The 13,131-nt window shown below is 64.0% G+C and carries 15 protein-coding genes; 12 read left to right on the top strand and 3 right to left on the bottom strand.

The features are described from left to right. Position 1: 1 nt before the first annotated feature. Positions 2 to 1,201 (bottom strand): LPS export ABC transporter permease LptF, encoded by a 1,200-nt coding sequence (lptF, locus tag ACYG9V_RS13050; protein ID WP_023672737.1) that lies wholly within the window; start codon positions 1,199 to 1,201, stop codon positions 2 to 4. A 32-nt stretch (positions 1,202 to 1,233) separates the two neighbouring features. On the opposite strand from lptF, the gene ACYG9V_RS13055 reads away from it, so the two are divergent. The 3 genes from ACYG9V_RS13055 to ACYG9V_RS13065 are packed head-to-tail and all read left to right on the top strand — an operon-like array spanning position 1,234 to position 3,525. Beyond that, on the top strand, positions 1,234 to 1,527 hold the full coding sequence (locus tag ACYG9V_RS13055) for a hypothetical protein (RefSeq protein WP_155923279.1): 294 nt from the start codon (positions 1,234 to 1,236) through the stop codon (positions 1,525 to 1,527). Between the two features lie 49 nt (positions 1,528 to 1,576). After that, positions 1,577 to 3,067 (top strand): leucyl aminopeptidase, encoded by a 1,491-nt coding sequence (locus ACYG9V_RS13060; RefSeq protein WP_352597508.1) that lies wholly within the window; start codon positions 1,577 to 1,579, stop codon positions 3,065 to 3,067. An 8-nt stretch (positions 3,068 to 3,075) separates the two neighbouring features. Further along, entirely contained in the window at positions 3,076 to 3,525 is a 450-nt protein-coding gene (locus ACYG9V_RS13065) for a DNA polymerase III subunit chi (protein WP_023672739.1), read from the top strand. A 6-nt stretch (positions 3,526 to 3,531) separates the two neighbouring features. Here the strand turns inward: ACYG9V_RS13065 and ACYG9V_RS13070 are convergent, their stop codons facing one another. Next, complete coding sequence (locus ACYG9V_RS13070; RefSeq protein WP_023685696.1) at positions 3,532 to 4,128, bottom strand: T6SS immunity protein Tdi1 domain-containing protein; 597 nt, start codon at positions 4,126 to 4,128, stop codon at positions 3,532 to 3,534. A 201-nt stretch (positions 4,129 to 4,329) separates the two neighbouring features. On the opposite strand from ACYG9V_RS13070, the gene ACYG9V_RS13075 reads away from it, so the two are divergent. The 8 genes from ACYG9V_RS13075 to ACYG9V_RS13110 are packed head-to-tail and all read left to right on the top strand — an operon-like array spanning position 4,330 to position 11,113. Further along, the gene (locus ACYG9V_RS13075; protein WP_245261185.1) at positions 4,330 to 5,271 is read left to right on the top strand and encodes a 3-oxoacyl-[acyl-carrier-protein] synthase III C-terminal domain-containing protein; all 942 of its coding nucleotides are present in this window, start codon (positions 4,330 to 4,332) and stop codon (positions 5,269 to 5,271) included. After that, on the top strand, positions 5,268 to 6,272 hold the full coding sequence (locus tag ACYG9V_RS13080) for an NAD-dependent epimerase/dehydratase family protein (protein WP_352765512.1): 1,005 nt from the start codon (positions 5,268 to 5,270) through the stop codon (positions 6,270 to 6,272). The genes ACYG9V_RS13075 and ACYG9V_RS13080 overlap by 4 nt, the downstream gene beginning before the upstream one ends. After that, complete coding sequence (locus ACYG9V_RS13085; RefSeq protein ID WP_023705349.1) at positions 6,269 to 7,093, top strand: MBL fold metallo-hydrolase; 825 nt, start codon at positions 6,269 to 6,271, stop codon at positions 7,091 to 7,093. The genes ACYG9V_RS13080 and ACYG9V_RS13085 overlap by 4 nt, the downstream gene beginning before the upstream one ends. Continuing rightward, the gene (locus ACYG9V_RS13090; protein ID WP_352765510.1) at positions 7,090 to 8,346 is read left to right on the top strand and encodes a F390 synthetase-related protein; all 1,257 of its coding nucleotides are present in this window, start codon (positions 7,090 to 7,092) and stop codon (positions 8,344 to 8,346) included. Before ACYG9V_RS13085 ends, ACYG9V_RS13090 begins: the two co-directional genes overlap by 4 nt. Then, positions 8,343 to 9,476 (top strand): GNAT family N-acetyltransferase, encoded by a 1,134-nt coding sequence (locus tag ACYG9V_RS13095; protein ID WP_023689099.1) that lies wholly within the window; start codon positions 8,343 to 8,345, stop codon positions 9,474 to 9,476. The genes ACYG9V_RS13090 and ACYG9V_RS13095 overlap by 4 nt, the downstream gene beginning before the upstream one ends. Then, positions 9,473 to 10,477: a Rieske (2Fe-2S) protein gene (locus tag ACYG9V_RS13100; RefSeq protein WP_023731126.1), complete on the top strand. Its 1,005-nt coding sequence runs from the start codon at positions 9,473 to 9,475 to the stop codon at positions 10,475 to 10,477. Before ACYG9V_RS13095 ends, ACYG9V_RS13100 begins: the two co-directional genes overlap by 4 nt. Positions 10,478 to 10,529: 52 nt before the next feature. Further along, the gene (locus ACYG9V_RS13105) at positions 10,530 to 10,823 is read left to right on the top strand and encodes a type II toxin-antitoxin system RelE/ParE family toxin (protein WP_352765509.1); all 294 of its coding nucleotides are present in this window, start codon (positions 10,530 to 10,532) and stop codon (positions 10,821 to 10,823) included. Next, the gene (locus tag ACYG9V_RS13110; RefSeq protein WP_023672747.1) at positions 10,820 to 11,113 is read left to right on the top strand and encodes an addiction module antidote protein; all 294 of its coding nucleotides are present in this window, start codon (positions 10,820 to 10,822) and stop codon (positions 11,111 to 11,113) included. The genes ACYG9V_RS13105 and ACYG9V_RS13110 overlap by 4 nt, the downstream gene beginning before the upstream one ends. 58 nt (positions 11,114 to 11,171) lie before the next feature. Here ACYG9V_RS13110 and ACYG9V_RS13115 read toward each other — a convergent pair whose 3' ends face one another. Further along, positions 11,172 to 12,329: an ATP-grasp domain-containing protein gene (locus tag ACYG9V_RS13115; RefSeq protein ID WP_352521071.1), complete on the bottom strand. Its 1,158-nt coding sequence runs from the start codon at positions 12,327 to 12,329 to the stop codon at positions 11,172 to 11,174. 182 nt (positions 12,330 to 12,511) lie between these two features. Here ACYG9V_RS13115 and ACYG9V_RS13120 point away from each other — a divergent pair, with 182 nt between their 5' ends. After that, positions 12,512 to 13,126, top strand: coding sequence for a hypothetical protein (locus ACYG9V_RS13120; RefSeq protein WP_352765508.1), 615 nt, complete (start codon positions 12,512 to 12,514; stop codon positions 13,124 to 13,126). Positions 13,127 to 13,131: the final 5 nt, after the last annotated feature.

The following is a 13,131-nucleotide window of genomic DNA, read 5'->3' on the forward strand; positions in this document are numbered from 1 at the left end:
GTCAGGCTCCCTGGCCGGATGTGTAGCGCCGATTGAGGCGCAGCTTGAGCGCCGTCCAGCCATCGCTGACGCGGCCGGCGAAATTCGTCATCCAGTCGGCCCAGCTGCCGGGCAGTTCCATGCTTCGCGAGGTGACGATGAACCAGATGGCGACCGCCGAGGCGATGACCGGCACGCCATAGACCATATAGGCGTATTGCGGGATCTTGTCGGCCTTGCCGGCGGCAAAGAAGCCCAGCCAGCGCACGAACAGCGCAATGGCGATGGCTGTGATCAGCGGGTGGATGCGCGCCTCGCGGTGTGAGCGCGCATCGCCTGCCACGGCCAGCGCGATCAGCGCGAACACCAGCGAATAGGACCATTCGGAAAAGCGCTGGTCGAGCTCGGCCTTGTAGGCGCCGGGCCTGCGCTGGAAGATCTTGTCGTTCGGATCCGGGTTGAGCAGGTATTGCGTCGTTCGGTCCTTGGGCAGGAGCATGATATCGTTCGCCGCCGACATGAAGGCGGAAAGGTCGAAGGCGTAGGACGTGAAGCGGATGACCGACAGGTCGCCGGTCAGCGTCTTGCGATGAATGACGCCGTCATTCATCATCAGCACCTTCTCGTCACCCTTTTCGACGACGCTGCCGCTCTTGGCATAATAGATCAGATTGGCGCCTTCCTCGCGCGAATCGGCCACGAAGATGCCGCCGAGCCGGTTGTCCGGCAGCCGCTCGCCGATCTGCAGGAACAGCCCGTCGTCGATCTTGCGGAACGTGCCTTCCTGGATGATCAGCGACAAGAGATCGGCGCGCGAGGATGCGATCAGCTGGCGGTTCTTCTGCCTGGCATAGGGTTCGACGCCATTGTCGACCGCGAAGGAAAAGACGCTGGCCGCCAGCGCGATCAGCAGGACCGGCCGCACAATCGTCCAGCGCGAGGCGCCGGCGGCGTTGATGACGGCCAATTCCGAATCGGAGTTCATGACGCTGAGCGTCTGGGCCACCGCCACCACCAGGGCGAATGGCACCACGATCGGGATGATGGTGGGGATGATGAGGCCCGCGACCTCGAAAAAAGTCAGCGCCGATTGGCCACTATCGGTGACCAGGTCGATGCGGGCAAGCACCTGCGTCGTCCAGACAATGGCCAGCGTCCAGATCAGCGCAGCGAGAAACACCGCCAACGCGCGACGCATGATGTAGCGTTCAACGACCTTCATGTAAGGCTTTTCTCGATTTGCCGAACGGCATCATGCCCGCCGACAAGGTAGTCGTCCGGCTGCGGCTGTACAACTGGGTGCGTTTGGCCATTTCTTTCAGGCGGTTCGATCCGATTCTCCGTCCCACATCGCCCGTCCCGCAGGCCGGAGTGTCGGCGGCAATGGATAAGAAAGGGAGAACATCGATGGTTAACAACAGGTTGCGGCAGGAAAGCGGGGCCGTGCCGCGACGAATCGTTATCGATTCCGCTGCGCATATGAGCCCTGATTCCGGCAAAGTCTTGCCAAATCAAGGAAAACGACCAAATGTCGCGCATCTTCCCTGAGAATGCATTTTTCCTGAAAATCTGAGCCGTTTCCCGAAAGCAGGACCTGATGACTTTGAGACCATTGATCGCCTTCGCCAAATTTGCCGCACCCAAAAAGGGCAGCATCTTCGTGCTGGCGGCCGACGATGGTGGCCTTGGCGAACCGGCAAAGGCCTGCGACCCCTCAGGAACGCTGGCGCGGGCGTTTCCGGTGGCGGAGTTTTCCGGAAAATTCGCCGGTGTCGTCGAAGTGCTGGCGCCGCAGGGAACATCGCTCGACCGACTGGTGGCGGTCGGCGCCGGCAAGGTCGCCGGCCTCGATGACTTTGCCTGGCTGAAGCTTGGCGGCACCATCGCCGCGTCCCTGCGCAAGGCAGCGGAGGTGGCCGTCATCCTCGATGTGCCGGGCGCAAAGATTGGCGGCAGGCAAGCGGCGAACCTTGCCGCCGGCATCATTCTGCGCAGCTACTCCTTCGACAAATACAAGACCAGGAAAGACAAGGACGATGCCGAGCCGAAGAAACCGGTCAAGGTGACCATCCACACCGCCGATCCTGCCGCGGCGAAAAAGGCCTTCGCCGACGAGGTTGCGGTCATAAATGGCGTGCTTCTGGCACGCGATCTTGTCAACGAACCGGCCAATACGCTCGGGCCTATCGAATTCGCCGCCCGCGCCAAGGAACTGGAAGCGCTCGGCGTCGAGGTCGAGATCCTCACCGAGAAGGAAATGAAGAAGCTCGGCATGGGCTCGCTCCTCGGTGTCGCGCAAGGCTCGCCGCGCGGCGCCCGGATGGCTGTCATGCAATGGAAGGGCGGCAAGGCCAAGGACGCACCGGTCGCCTTCGTCGGCAAGGGCGTCACCTTCGACACCGGCGGTAATTCGATGAAACCGGCTTCCGGCATGGAGGACATGAAGGGCGACATGGGCGGCGCCGCGGCCGTCATCGGGCTCATTCAGGCGCTGGCCGCGCGCAAGGCCAAGGCCAATGTCGTCGGCATCGTCGGGCTGGTGGAAAATGCCGTCGACGGCCATGCCCAGCGCCCCGGCGACATCGTCACCTCGATGTCGGGTCAGACCATCGAGGTGCTCAACACCGACGCCGAAGGACGCCTCGTTCTGGCCGACGCGCTGTGGTATTGCAACGACCGCTTCCAGCCGAAATTCATGGTCAATCTGGCGACGCTGACCGGCGCCATCATGGTCGCGCTCGGCCAGCACTATGCCGGCCTGTTCTCCAACAATGACGAACTGTCGGACAGGTTGACGGCGGCCGGCCAGGCGACGCAGGAGCGGCTGTGGCGCATGCCGCTTGGGCCCGAATACGACAAGCTGATCGATTCCAAGAACGCGGACATGAAGAACATCGGCGGCCGCTATGGCGGCGCCATCATCGCCGCGCAGTTCCTGCAGCGCTTCGTCAAGGAAACGCCGTGGGCGCATCTCGACATCGCCGGCACCGCGATGGGCTCTCCGCCGAGCGAGATCAACCAATCCTGGGGTTCGGGCTTTGGCGTCAGGCTGCTCGACCGGCTGGTGCGCGACAATTACGAGGGATAAGGCAGGGAATGGCCGATGTCCTGTTCTACCACCTGACCGAATCGACGCTGGAGGATGCGCTTCCCGGCCTGCTCGAGCGCAGCGTCGATCGCGGCTGGCGCGCCGTGGTGCAGACAGGGACCGAGGAGCGGCGCGATGCGCTCGACCTGCATCTGTGGACATTCAGGGACGATTCGTTCCTCGCGCACGCGACCGACCGTGAAGCCCATCCGGCCGAACAGCCAATCCTGCTCACCACGAGCGACGCCAACCCCAACCAGGCGCAGATACGCTTCCTCGTCGATGGCGCCGCACCCGCCGATCTCGCCGGCTACGAACGCGCCGTGTTCCTGTTCGACGGCCATGACGCGGCCCAGGTCGAAGGGGCGCGGACGCATTGGAAGGTGTTGAAAGAAGCGGGCCACGCTGTCACCTACTGGCAGCAGACGCCCGACCGTCGCTGGGAGCGCAAGGCGTAAGTCGCGTTATCGGTCGCTGATCGTAACCTTGTTTATCTTCGCGCCCTGCGGGAGATCTTTCACCTGCCGATGGATTTGGCCGGCGATATGCACCTTCACAACGAAAAACGTCGTTTCCATCTCTCGCAGACTCATTTCGCCGCCAAGCACCGGCGGCTTCTTGAAATCATAGCATTGGCCGGCTGCCGGAATCAGTCCGTTCTTTCGGGCGGCAACGACAAGGCCCGCCAGCAGCAACTCGTCGCGGCGCGCTTCATTCTGCAAGTCGGCCTGAAATTCCGCCCAATGACCCGCAATTCTGGTCAATTTCCCGTCGAGCATATCGAGATGACGAACCGACCCGTCGCCGGCACGGAAAAATATGTCGCCGAAAGCTGACACCGCAGCTGGTTCAAGGCCATCCAGTCCGATCCACTTCCAGCCGTCCAACGCTTCCGCGACTTCGTTCGCAGGTGGTTCGATAAAGAGGAACTGATAGTCATGGGGCCATTCGGCTCTGATCAAGCCCCCTGTATTGGCTCTGTTGGCCTCGGCTTTTCCTTCCTGTCTGGCGTCGGACGCGCCAAAAATTGAAGAAATAAAGCGGAAAAAAGATCTGGCCATAATCGCCCCCGTACGGGTCTTTATACTTGCGAGAGATTCTAGCCGCAATCCACTGAAGGCTCCATAGTTCCCACGCATTCGTCTTGATGATGGCCATCACATTGGATCCGTTTTATGGATTGACTGGATGCAGGCTCATTGGGCGGGCTGAGAATGCGGATCAGGATCATCGGAACCGGGCGGGCCGTGCCGGCTCGATGCGTGACGTCGCGCGCCCTCGATGCGCGGCTGGGGTTTGGCGATGGACATTTCGAGGCCGCGACCGGCGTCATCGAACGCTATGTCTGCGACGCCGAATCGCAGGTCGACCTTGCTTGTGCCGCAGCCCGTCTGGCGCTTGCCGATGCCGAACTTGAGGCAGGCAGTGTCGATCTGGTCATCGGCGGTTGCGGCGTGCCTTACCAGCCGTTGCCGTCGACGGCGCCGCTGGTCATGCAGCGCCTCGGCCTTGCCGATGGGTCGGCGGCCGCTTTCGACGTCAACAGCACCTGCCTGGGCTTCCTCACAGCCTTCGAGACCGCGTCGCGCCTGATCGAGGCCGGGCAATGCCGGACGGCGCTGGTGTTCTCGTCTGAAATCGCCTCGCGCGCGCTGCCGTGGCAGGACCAGCCGGAAATTGCGGCCCTCTTCGGCGATGGCGCGGCGGCCGCCGTGCTGCAACAGGCAGCCCCTGCCGAGGGTCGAGTCGCGGCCAACCTGATGCGCACCTACCCTTCCGCCTATGAGGCCTGCAGCATCGGCTCCGGCGGCACCCGGTTCGACTTTCATCGTGAGCCTGAGGAATTCGCCCGCCACAGCCTGTTCCACATGGAGGGTAAGGAACTGTTTCGCGTCACGTCACGCCATTTCAACGGCTTTGTAGCGGAGTTGCTCGATCGCGCCGGCTGGCGGCACGACGATGTCGACCTCGTCGTGCCGCATCAGGCGAGCCCTTTGGCGCTCGCCCACATGGCGCGCCAGACCGGCTTCGCCAGGGAAAAGCTCGTCGACATCGCGGCGCGCTACGGCAATCAGATCGCCGCTTCCATCCCGTTTGCGCTCGATGTCGCACGCCGCGAACAACGCATTGGGCCGGGCGCCAAGGTGCTGTTCCTCGGCACCTCGGCCGGCGTGTCGTTCGGCGGCATGGCGCTGGAAGCATGACCGTGGGACGCGTCCTCGTCACCGGCGCCAGCGGCTTCCTCGGCGCGCATATTATGGCGCGGCTGGCGGCAGTGGGCACACCGGCGCTGGGTCTTGGCAGGGACGCCAAACGCTGCGCCGCGCTCGAAGCCGCTGGTCATCGGGTCGTTCGGCTGGATTTGTCTCAACCATTCGATGCAGCTGCCGCGCGCGCTCTCGACGGCGTCGATGCGATCATCCACTGCGCGGCACTTTCCGCGCCCTTCGGCAGGTTGGCGGGTTTCCAGACGGCAAATGTCACAGCTACCCGCAACCTCAGCGATTTCGCGCGCCGGCAAGGCGTGCGCCGCTTCGTCCATATCTCCAGCCCGACGGTCTGTTTCGCCTACCGCGATCAGCTCGATGTCAGCGAAGATGCGGCCTTGCCGCCTCCAGTCAACCACTATGCCCGCACCAAGCGGCAGGGCGAGGAGATCGTTCTGGCGGTGCCCGAAACCGGCCCGGTGGTGCTGCGGCCGCGCGGCCTCTACGGTCCCGGCGATCGCACGCTGCTGCCGCGTCTGCTGCAGGTGGCACGGCAGCGCCCGCTGCCGCTGTTTCGCGACGGCAGGGCGCGCATCGATCTCACTTATATAGAGGATGTCGTCGATGCGGTCTTTGCCGCGCTGTCCGCCGGCAGCGCTGCCGAGGGACAGATATTCAACATCTCCGGCGGCGAAGTGGTGCCGGTCCGCCGCATTGCCGAGGCGGCCTGCGCCCGCGCCCTCGTGCAGCCGCGCTGGCGCAGAATGCCGCTCTGGCCCGCCATGCTGACGGCCGGGATAGCGGAGGCGGTAGCGAACATATTGCCCGGCCGCCCGGAACCGCCGGTGACGCGCTACGGTCTTGGCCTGTTCGCCTATGCGCAGAGCCTCGATCTTTCCAAGGCAGGCCGCATCCTCGGCTGGGCGCCGAAAGTGTCGTTCGAGGAAGGGCTCGATCGCACATTCGGCAAGGCGATGGAAAGCAGGAGGGCAGCGTGAAGATCGTCTTCGCCAACAGCGCCTCTGTCAGCGCAGCTGAGCGCCTGATCCTGCGCGGCGGCAGCTGGGCGAAGGTCAGGCTACGTGTCCGCTACGGCCTGATCATGCATCCGCGAGCCGGCCCCGTCCTGATCGACACCGGCTACACGCCGCATGTGACACAAGGCAGTGGGCGCAGCACGGCGCTGCGTCTTTACAGTGCGATCCTCCGGCCTCAGCTCAACGAAGCCGAGCAGCCGCTCGCGGTACTGGCGCGCTTCGGCCTGTCTTTGCAGGATGTGCGCACCGTCATCGTCACGCATTTCCATGCCGACCACATGTCGGGCCTGTCGCTGTTTCCCAACGCTCGGCTTATCGCCAATGACACCGCCTGGGCGCGGGCGAAGGCCAAGACTTCCCTGCAGAATCTGCGCCACGGCCTTTTCAAGGAACTGTTCCCGCCCGATTTCGAGAGCCGGCTCGACGTGCTGTCGTCGAAGCGGCGGATCGAACCTCGCGGCGGCGTGCCAGGCGGCGCCGATCTGTTCGGCGACGGCAGCGTCGTCGCAGTCGATCTGCCCGGCCATGCCGATGGCCAGTTCGGCCTTTTGTTCCCCAATCTGGAGCGGCCACTGCTCTACGCCGTCGATGCGCAATGGCTGATCAGAGCATTGGTGGAAAACCGGACGCCCGGTCTGCCGGCTACTCTGCTGGCCGAGGACGCCACGGCGCTTGAGCCGACCAGCGCAACGCTGCGCCGGTTTATGGCGTCCGGCGGCGAGGTAGTGCTTTGCCATGATCCGGCGTTGACGGCGTATGATCTTGCCGGACGGGGCGCATGAACGGGCCGGCCGAAGCGATCCGCTCGTTTGCGCTGACGCAATGGGTTTCGCGCAAAAGCCGCGAGAGTTTCGAGCGCTGGCAGGCGCAAGCCTTGCGCCGCTTTCTCGACCGCGACCTGCCGCGCGCGCCGTTCTACGGCAAGGCGCCACGTCACCTCGGCGACCTCCAGGTGATCGACAAGGCGACGGTGATGGGCAATTTCGAGCGCTTCAACATTCATGGCGGCTCGGCCGCCGAGGCCTGGAAGGCGCAGGCCGGCGATGGCCGCATTGGCGAACTGACAGTCGGCGCCAGCACCGGCACGTCGGGCAATCGTGGCCTGTTCATCATTTCCGAAGCGGAAAAATACCGCTGGCTGGGCACCATCCTGGCCAAAGCCGTGCCCGATCTGCTCTGGCGCCGGCAGCGCGTTGCGGTGATCCTGCCGCAGAACACCGGGCTCTACGACAGCGCGCGCAAATCGCGGCGTATCGACCTGCGCTTCTTCGATCTGACGCGCGGTCCGGAGAGCTGGCGCGGCGCTCTCGAAGATTTCGCGCCGACGGTGATCATCGCGCCACCGAAGATACTGCGGCACTTCGCGGCCGAGGGCTTTCGGCTCAAGCCGCAGCGTGTCTTCAGCGCCGCCGAAACGCTCGACCCGGTTGACCGGCCGGTCATCGAGGCATTCTTTGGTCGTCAGCTCGACCAGATCTACATGGCGACGGAAGGGCTGTTCGCCGTCACCTGCCGCCAGGGCGGGCTGCATCTGGCCGAGGATTCGGTGTTCTTCGAGTTCGAACCGGCCGGCGACGGCCTGGTCATGCCGCTGATCACCGCCTTTCGCCGCCGGACCCAGATCATGGCGCGCTACCGGATGAACGATCTGCTGCGGCTGTCCGAAAAGCCATGCCGCTGCGGCTCGCCGCTGCGCACGCTGGACGAGATCGTCGGCCGCATGGACGACGCTTTCCGGCTCGCCTCGCCGCACGGGCAGCTCCTCGTCACGCCCGACATACTACGCAATGCGGTGCTCAAGGCCGACCGGCGCATCGACGATTTCCGCCTGGTCCAGACCGCTGAAGATGCAATCGAACTCAGCCTGGCCCCCGGGCTTGCCGACGAAGCCGCCACCGCCGCCCATCAGTCCGTGCGCAATTTGCTGGCGGCGCGCCAGGCGACAGCTTCGGTCAGCCTTGTTCGCAGGGACCTGCCGTTGGAGACTGGCCGCAAACTGCGTCGGGTCGAATGCCACCTGGGAGCGGCATCATGAACCGGCTCGCTATGTTGCCACTCGATCAGACGAACCGGGTAGAAAACAACCCGCGTGAGGTCGAAGCCTTCGTTCAGCTTTTCAACGAGGTGCCGGTGCGCGACCTCGTGCGCAATCTGACAGTGGCTGTCGAAACCTTCGAGATCGCCGGCCGCTCCTTTCCGCTGACGCTGAACGACAGAAGCGAAGCGCCGAACTGCTACATCTGCTGCCCGTCCAGCGCCTACATCGACTATGCCATCGACGAGACCCGCAATTTCGTCTCCTCGCCCTTGCTGCAAAAAACGATGCGGATGCTGATCGGCCTGTGCGCGCCGCTGGTCAGGATGAGCGGCCTTGACCATCAGGTTCAGGTCAACAACTGGCTCTATTCGACCAATCCGGTGCCGCTGCTCGATCGCAACGCGGTCGCGGCGATGCGCGACGATCTCACCGCGCGTTTTCCCGATCGCGCTGTTCTCATCCGCTCCCTGAACGAGATCGCCGATCCCTCGACAATCGCAGTGCTGAAGGCGGAGGGTTTTCGAATGCTGGCGGCGCGGCAGATCTACATCTTCGCAGGCGACGGTTCGGCCATGACCAACGACATGAAGCGCGACCGCAAGCGGCTGCCCACGACGCCTTTCGAGCAGGTCGGCAATGGCGACTTCACCGAGGCCGACTATGCGCGCGCCGAAGCGCTCTACCGGATGCTCTATCTCGACAAATACACGCCGCTCAACCCGCACTACACGGCCCGCTATATCGGCGAGACGCACCGTCGCGGCATCCTGCAACTGGCAGGCCTGCGTCGTCCCGGCGGTGAACTGGTCGCCGTCGCCGCTTTGTCTCAGAACGGCAGGACACTGACGCAGCCCATCGTCGGCTACGACACCGGCCTCCCGGTGAGCGAAGGCCTTTACCGCATGATGATGGCGCTGGCGCAGGATCATGCGATGGCGCACAGCCTGTTCTTCAACATGAGCGCCGGTGCCGCCGCCTTCAAACGCTTGCGCGGCGCCGTGGCGACGGTGGAATACAACGCCGTCTATGCTGCCCATCTGCCGCGCCGCCAACGCATGGCGGTGCGGATCATGGAATTTGTGCTCGCGAAGATCGGCATTCCCCTGCTCAGGAGATTTGAACTTTGAGCGACACCCGGCAGCAGAAAGACAAAGACTATTGGCAGGCGGTGATGCGGTCTGCCGACATCAAAGCCAAGCCGAAGCGCATCCTGTTCGACGGCGCGCCACTGGTGCTGTTCCGCTCGGCGAAAGGCATTGCCGCCCTCTTCGACCGCTGCGCTCACCGCCTGGTCGAACTCTCGACCGGCAAGGTCGTCGGTGGCGAGATCGAATGTCCCTATCATGGCTGGCGCTACAATGGGGAAGGGCGCTGCACCGCCATTCCCGGCCATGTCGGCGACGTCCCGCATTACCGTATCCGCCGCTACAGCGCGATCGAGCGCGACGGCGTCGTCTTCGTCTCGGCAGGCACGCCTGAGGGCGAGCCCTATCTCCATTGCATGCAAGGCAAGGATGTCGTCGTGAAGCGGGTGCGAAGCTCGGCGCGATCGACGGTGCTCGACGCCGCCGAGAACATTCTCGACGCCACTCACACCCACTTCACCCACAAGGGTGTGCTGCGCGGCCTGACCGCAAAGCGCCATCTCGTGCGCGTCGAGGTGACCGGCGGCAAGGGCTGGGTCGAAAGCTGCTACACCGGCGAGGACCGCCAACAGGGGCTGGTCAGCCGGCTGCTGGAAGGCGAGCGCGCCAGGACCATCGGCCGCTACCGCCATCCCGGCATCGTCGAACTCGAATATTGGGGCAAGGGCGGCTTGGCGCTGGCGACCACTTTCCATTTGCGTCAGGCGGACGAACGGACCGTCGAAGGCGTCGGCTGGCTGATCGGCCCGCGACAGGGCCTGTTCGGCGAACTCAAGGCGCTTGCTTTCCGGCCGCTCTTTGCCTTTGCCCTGCAGCAGGATCGCCGTGTGCTGAAATCGGCCAGCGACAACGCCCGTATATCGCCGCAGGTTCAGCCGGCGATCGGCCCGCTGGATTTCCTGCGCCGCGACATAGCGGCGATCATCGACGGCAAGATGCCACCGGCGGCGGCAGAGCCGCGGGTGCACCAAATCGAGTTGTAATCTAAAGTTCACGGCACTTGATTCCAGTTCTGCTGTAAATTATAGTTCACGGATGATCGAATTTCGACCCACTGACGAATTCCGAAAATGGCTCAGAGGGCTCACGGACATTCGCGCCGTAAAGAATATCACCCAACGGATTGTCCGCGTTCAGGCTGGGCTGTTGGGAGACGCCAAGTTCTTCGATGGCATAGGAGAATTGCGCGTAGATTACGGTCCGGGATACCGCGTGTACTTCGTCCGGCGCGGCAACACGGTCATTATCCTGCTCTGCGGCGGTGACAAAGGCTCGCAGGACAGGGACATCGGAAAAGCCAGGAAAAATGGCAAAGGAAGTTTGATATGACCCTCAGAACCACACCATTCGACGCCGCCGAATATCTTGATGATGCTGAGTCTCAAGCCGAACTGCTCGCTGATGCGTTCGAGACCGGGGACGCGACTTATATTGCGCACGCCCTCGGCATTGTCGCGCGCGCCCGCGGCATGACAAGCATAGCGAAGGACGCCGGCGTGACCCGAGAGGCACTCTACAAGGCGCTGAGCGAAAAGGGCGATCCGCGCCTCAGTACATTGCTGGGCGTAACCAAGGCGCTTGGCCTGCAATTGTCCGCAAAGCCAGTTAATCCCGTTTAGGCAACCTTAGCAGGACTTACGCACTCAGCTGAAAACGGGAAGTTCCGCTTCAACTCGACTAGTCCTGCTCCGGCCCGTTCCACTCGATATCGCGCGTCGACGCGGCCTGAAGGCTGATGCGCTGGCTGATCGCCGTCCCGGCGATCTCGGCCAGCGTGCGCCACTGCGCCCGCTTCGGCGCGGGGTCGCCCGGCCAGTCGAGCAGCTCATCGGCATCGTGCATCGCCTGGCGAAAGCTGCCGAGACCACCGGAGCGCAGTGCCGCCGGCATCCCGTAGATCCACATCGCCAGCCTCACCGTCTGCGGCGCCGTCACGTCGGGCTTCACCTCGGCGCCATCCTCCAGGACCGCGTCGGCGAAGCGCCGCGGATCGCGAAAGAAGTGCAGGCCGCTCACGGCGCGCGGATTGCACTCCAGTGGCAGCACCCTGCCGTTGTTCTCGCGCATCAGGTCGAAGGATATCTGGCCGGTCCAGCCGGCGCCGGCGACGAAGGTTTCGACGAAGCGCCGCGCCGCGATATCCTCGACCGGCTCGAAACAGATGCCGGCGCCCTTGCCGGCGCGATAGAGCGAACGGTAGAGCGCCAGCGCTTTGAGTTCACCCTCGATCGCCACCGCATAGGCGCTGATCTCTTCACCGGCGATGTAGCGCTGCGCCACCCAAGGAGCGGCGGGCGAGGGGCGGACGGCGTCGAGTTCGTCCGGCGATGGCCGCAGCAGTACGTCACGGGCAAAACGTGACCACACCGGTTTGAACACCAATTCGCGCGATTGGCCACGAACGCCGTCGAGATCGGCCTCGCTTTGCAGCAGTATCGTTTCCGGCACGTCGAGCCCAAGGCTCTGCGCCAGCCGGATGAAGGCATGCTTGTCGTGAACGCGGGCGAGCATCGCCATCTCGGGTGCGAAGAGGCGGGCCGGCATGGCGCGGTGCTGCCAGAGACGACCGAGATAAAAGACTTCCTCGCAGGTCGGGATAACGAGTTCGATGCCTTCCGCGCGGACAAGCGCTTCCACCGCCTTGGCATAGGCGTCGGCGGCAAAGCGCGGCGGCGGCAGGCGATGGTAGGCGGCGCAGGCCGTGCTCGCTGCGGCGATCGGCCGGGCCGGGCTGTCGGCCAGGATCACCCGGCGACCGGCGCCATGCAGCAGCCGCGCCAGGTGCAGCGCCACCGGCGCGCGGGCACCGGTGATCAGCACGGTGCTATTGGGCATGAGCCACCGGCATCGGTTGGAAAAGACGAGTCGATGCTTCTGCGGAAGGCTTCATTCGCCATAAGTGCCACATGGCTTGCGTGCCGCCAACGGACTCCACAAAGGTGGCTCCGCTGCGTCAGCCATCGCTTTTTGGCCTTCAGGGCGTTATTGGCAATCTGTCGAACACCCGGATCTCCTCAATGCGCTTTCTGTTTGTCCTGATACTGCTTGCCGGCGCCGCCATTGGCTTCGTCTATCCCTGGGCCATGAGCAATTTCTCCGGCCACGAGATCGGCGCCTGGCGCGTCTACGACCAGGGACGGTTTAGGCCTGTGACGGTGACGCTGAAAGCTGGCGACGCGCCGGTCAGAGTGCTGGTCGACCTGACGGCAAAGGCCGAGCGCATTGTCTCGCAGCAGCGCACCGTGCTGACGCTGACTGCCGCCACAGCCGGGCGCACGGTGCTTGCCTCGACGCTGCAATTCAACCACGCCGACAATCCGCGCCAGGTCAGCCCGCAACTGCCCGACAAGATCTTTCGCGACGAGGCCGGCGTGATCGAAACCGTCAGTCCCGGCGCCTATGTCTTCACCGCCGGCCCGGGCGACGCCGACGATATCCCGATACGCGCAGTGGATCTGATACTGCGCTCCGGCGCCGGTGAGATCGATCAACGCGCACGGCCGGTTGGCTATGGGCTGATGGCCGTCGGCCTGATCGGCTTCCTGCTTACTCTGGCTTTCGGCGGTCGCCGGCCGGAGAACCCGAACTCGAAGCCGCCACCGCCGCGTTGGGGCAGAGGCTCCTCGACATGAGCGCG

The organism is Mesorhizobium sp. W016, assembly GCF_054719485.1.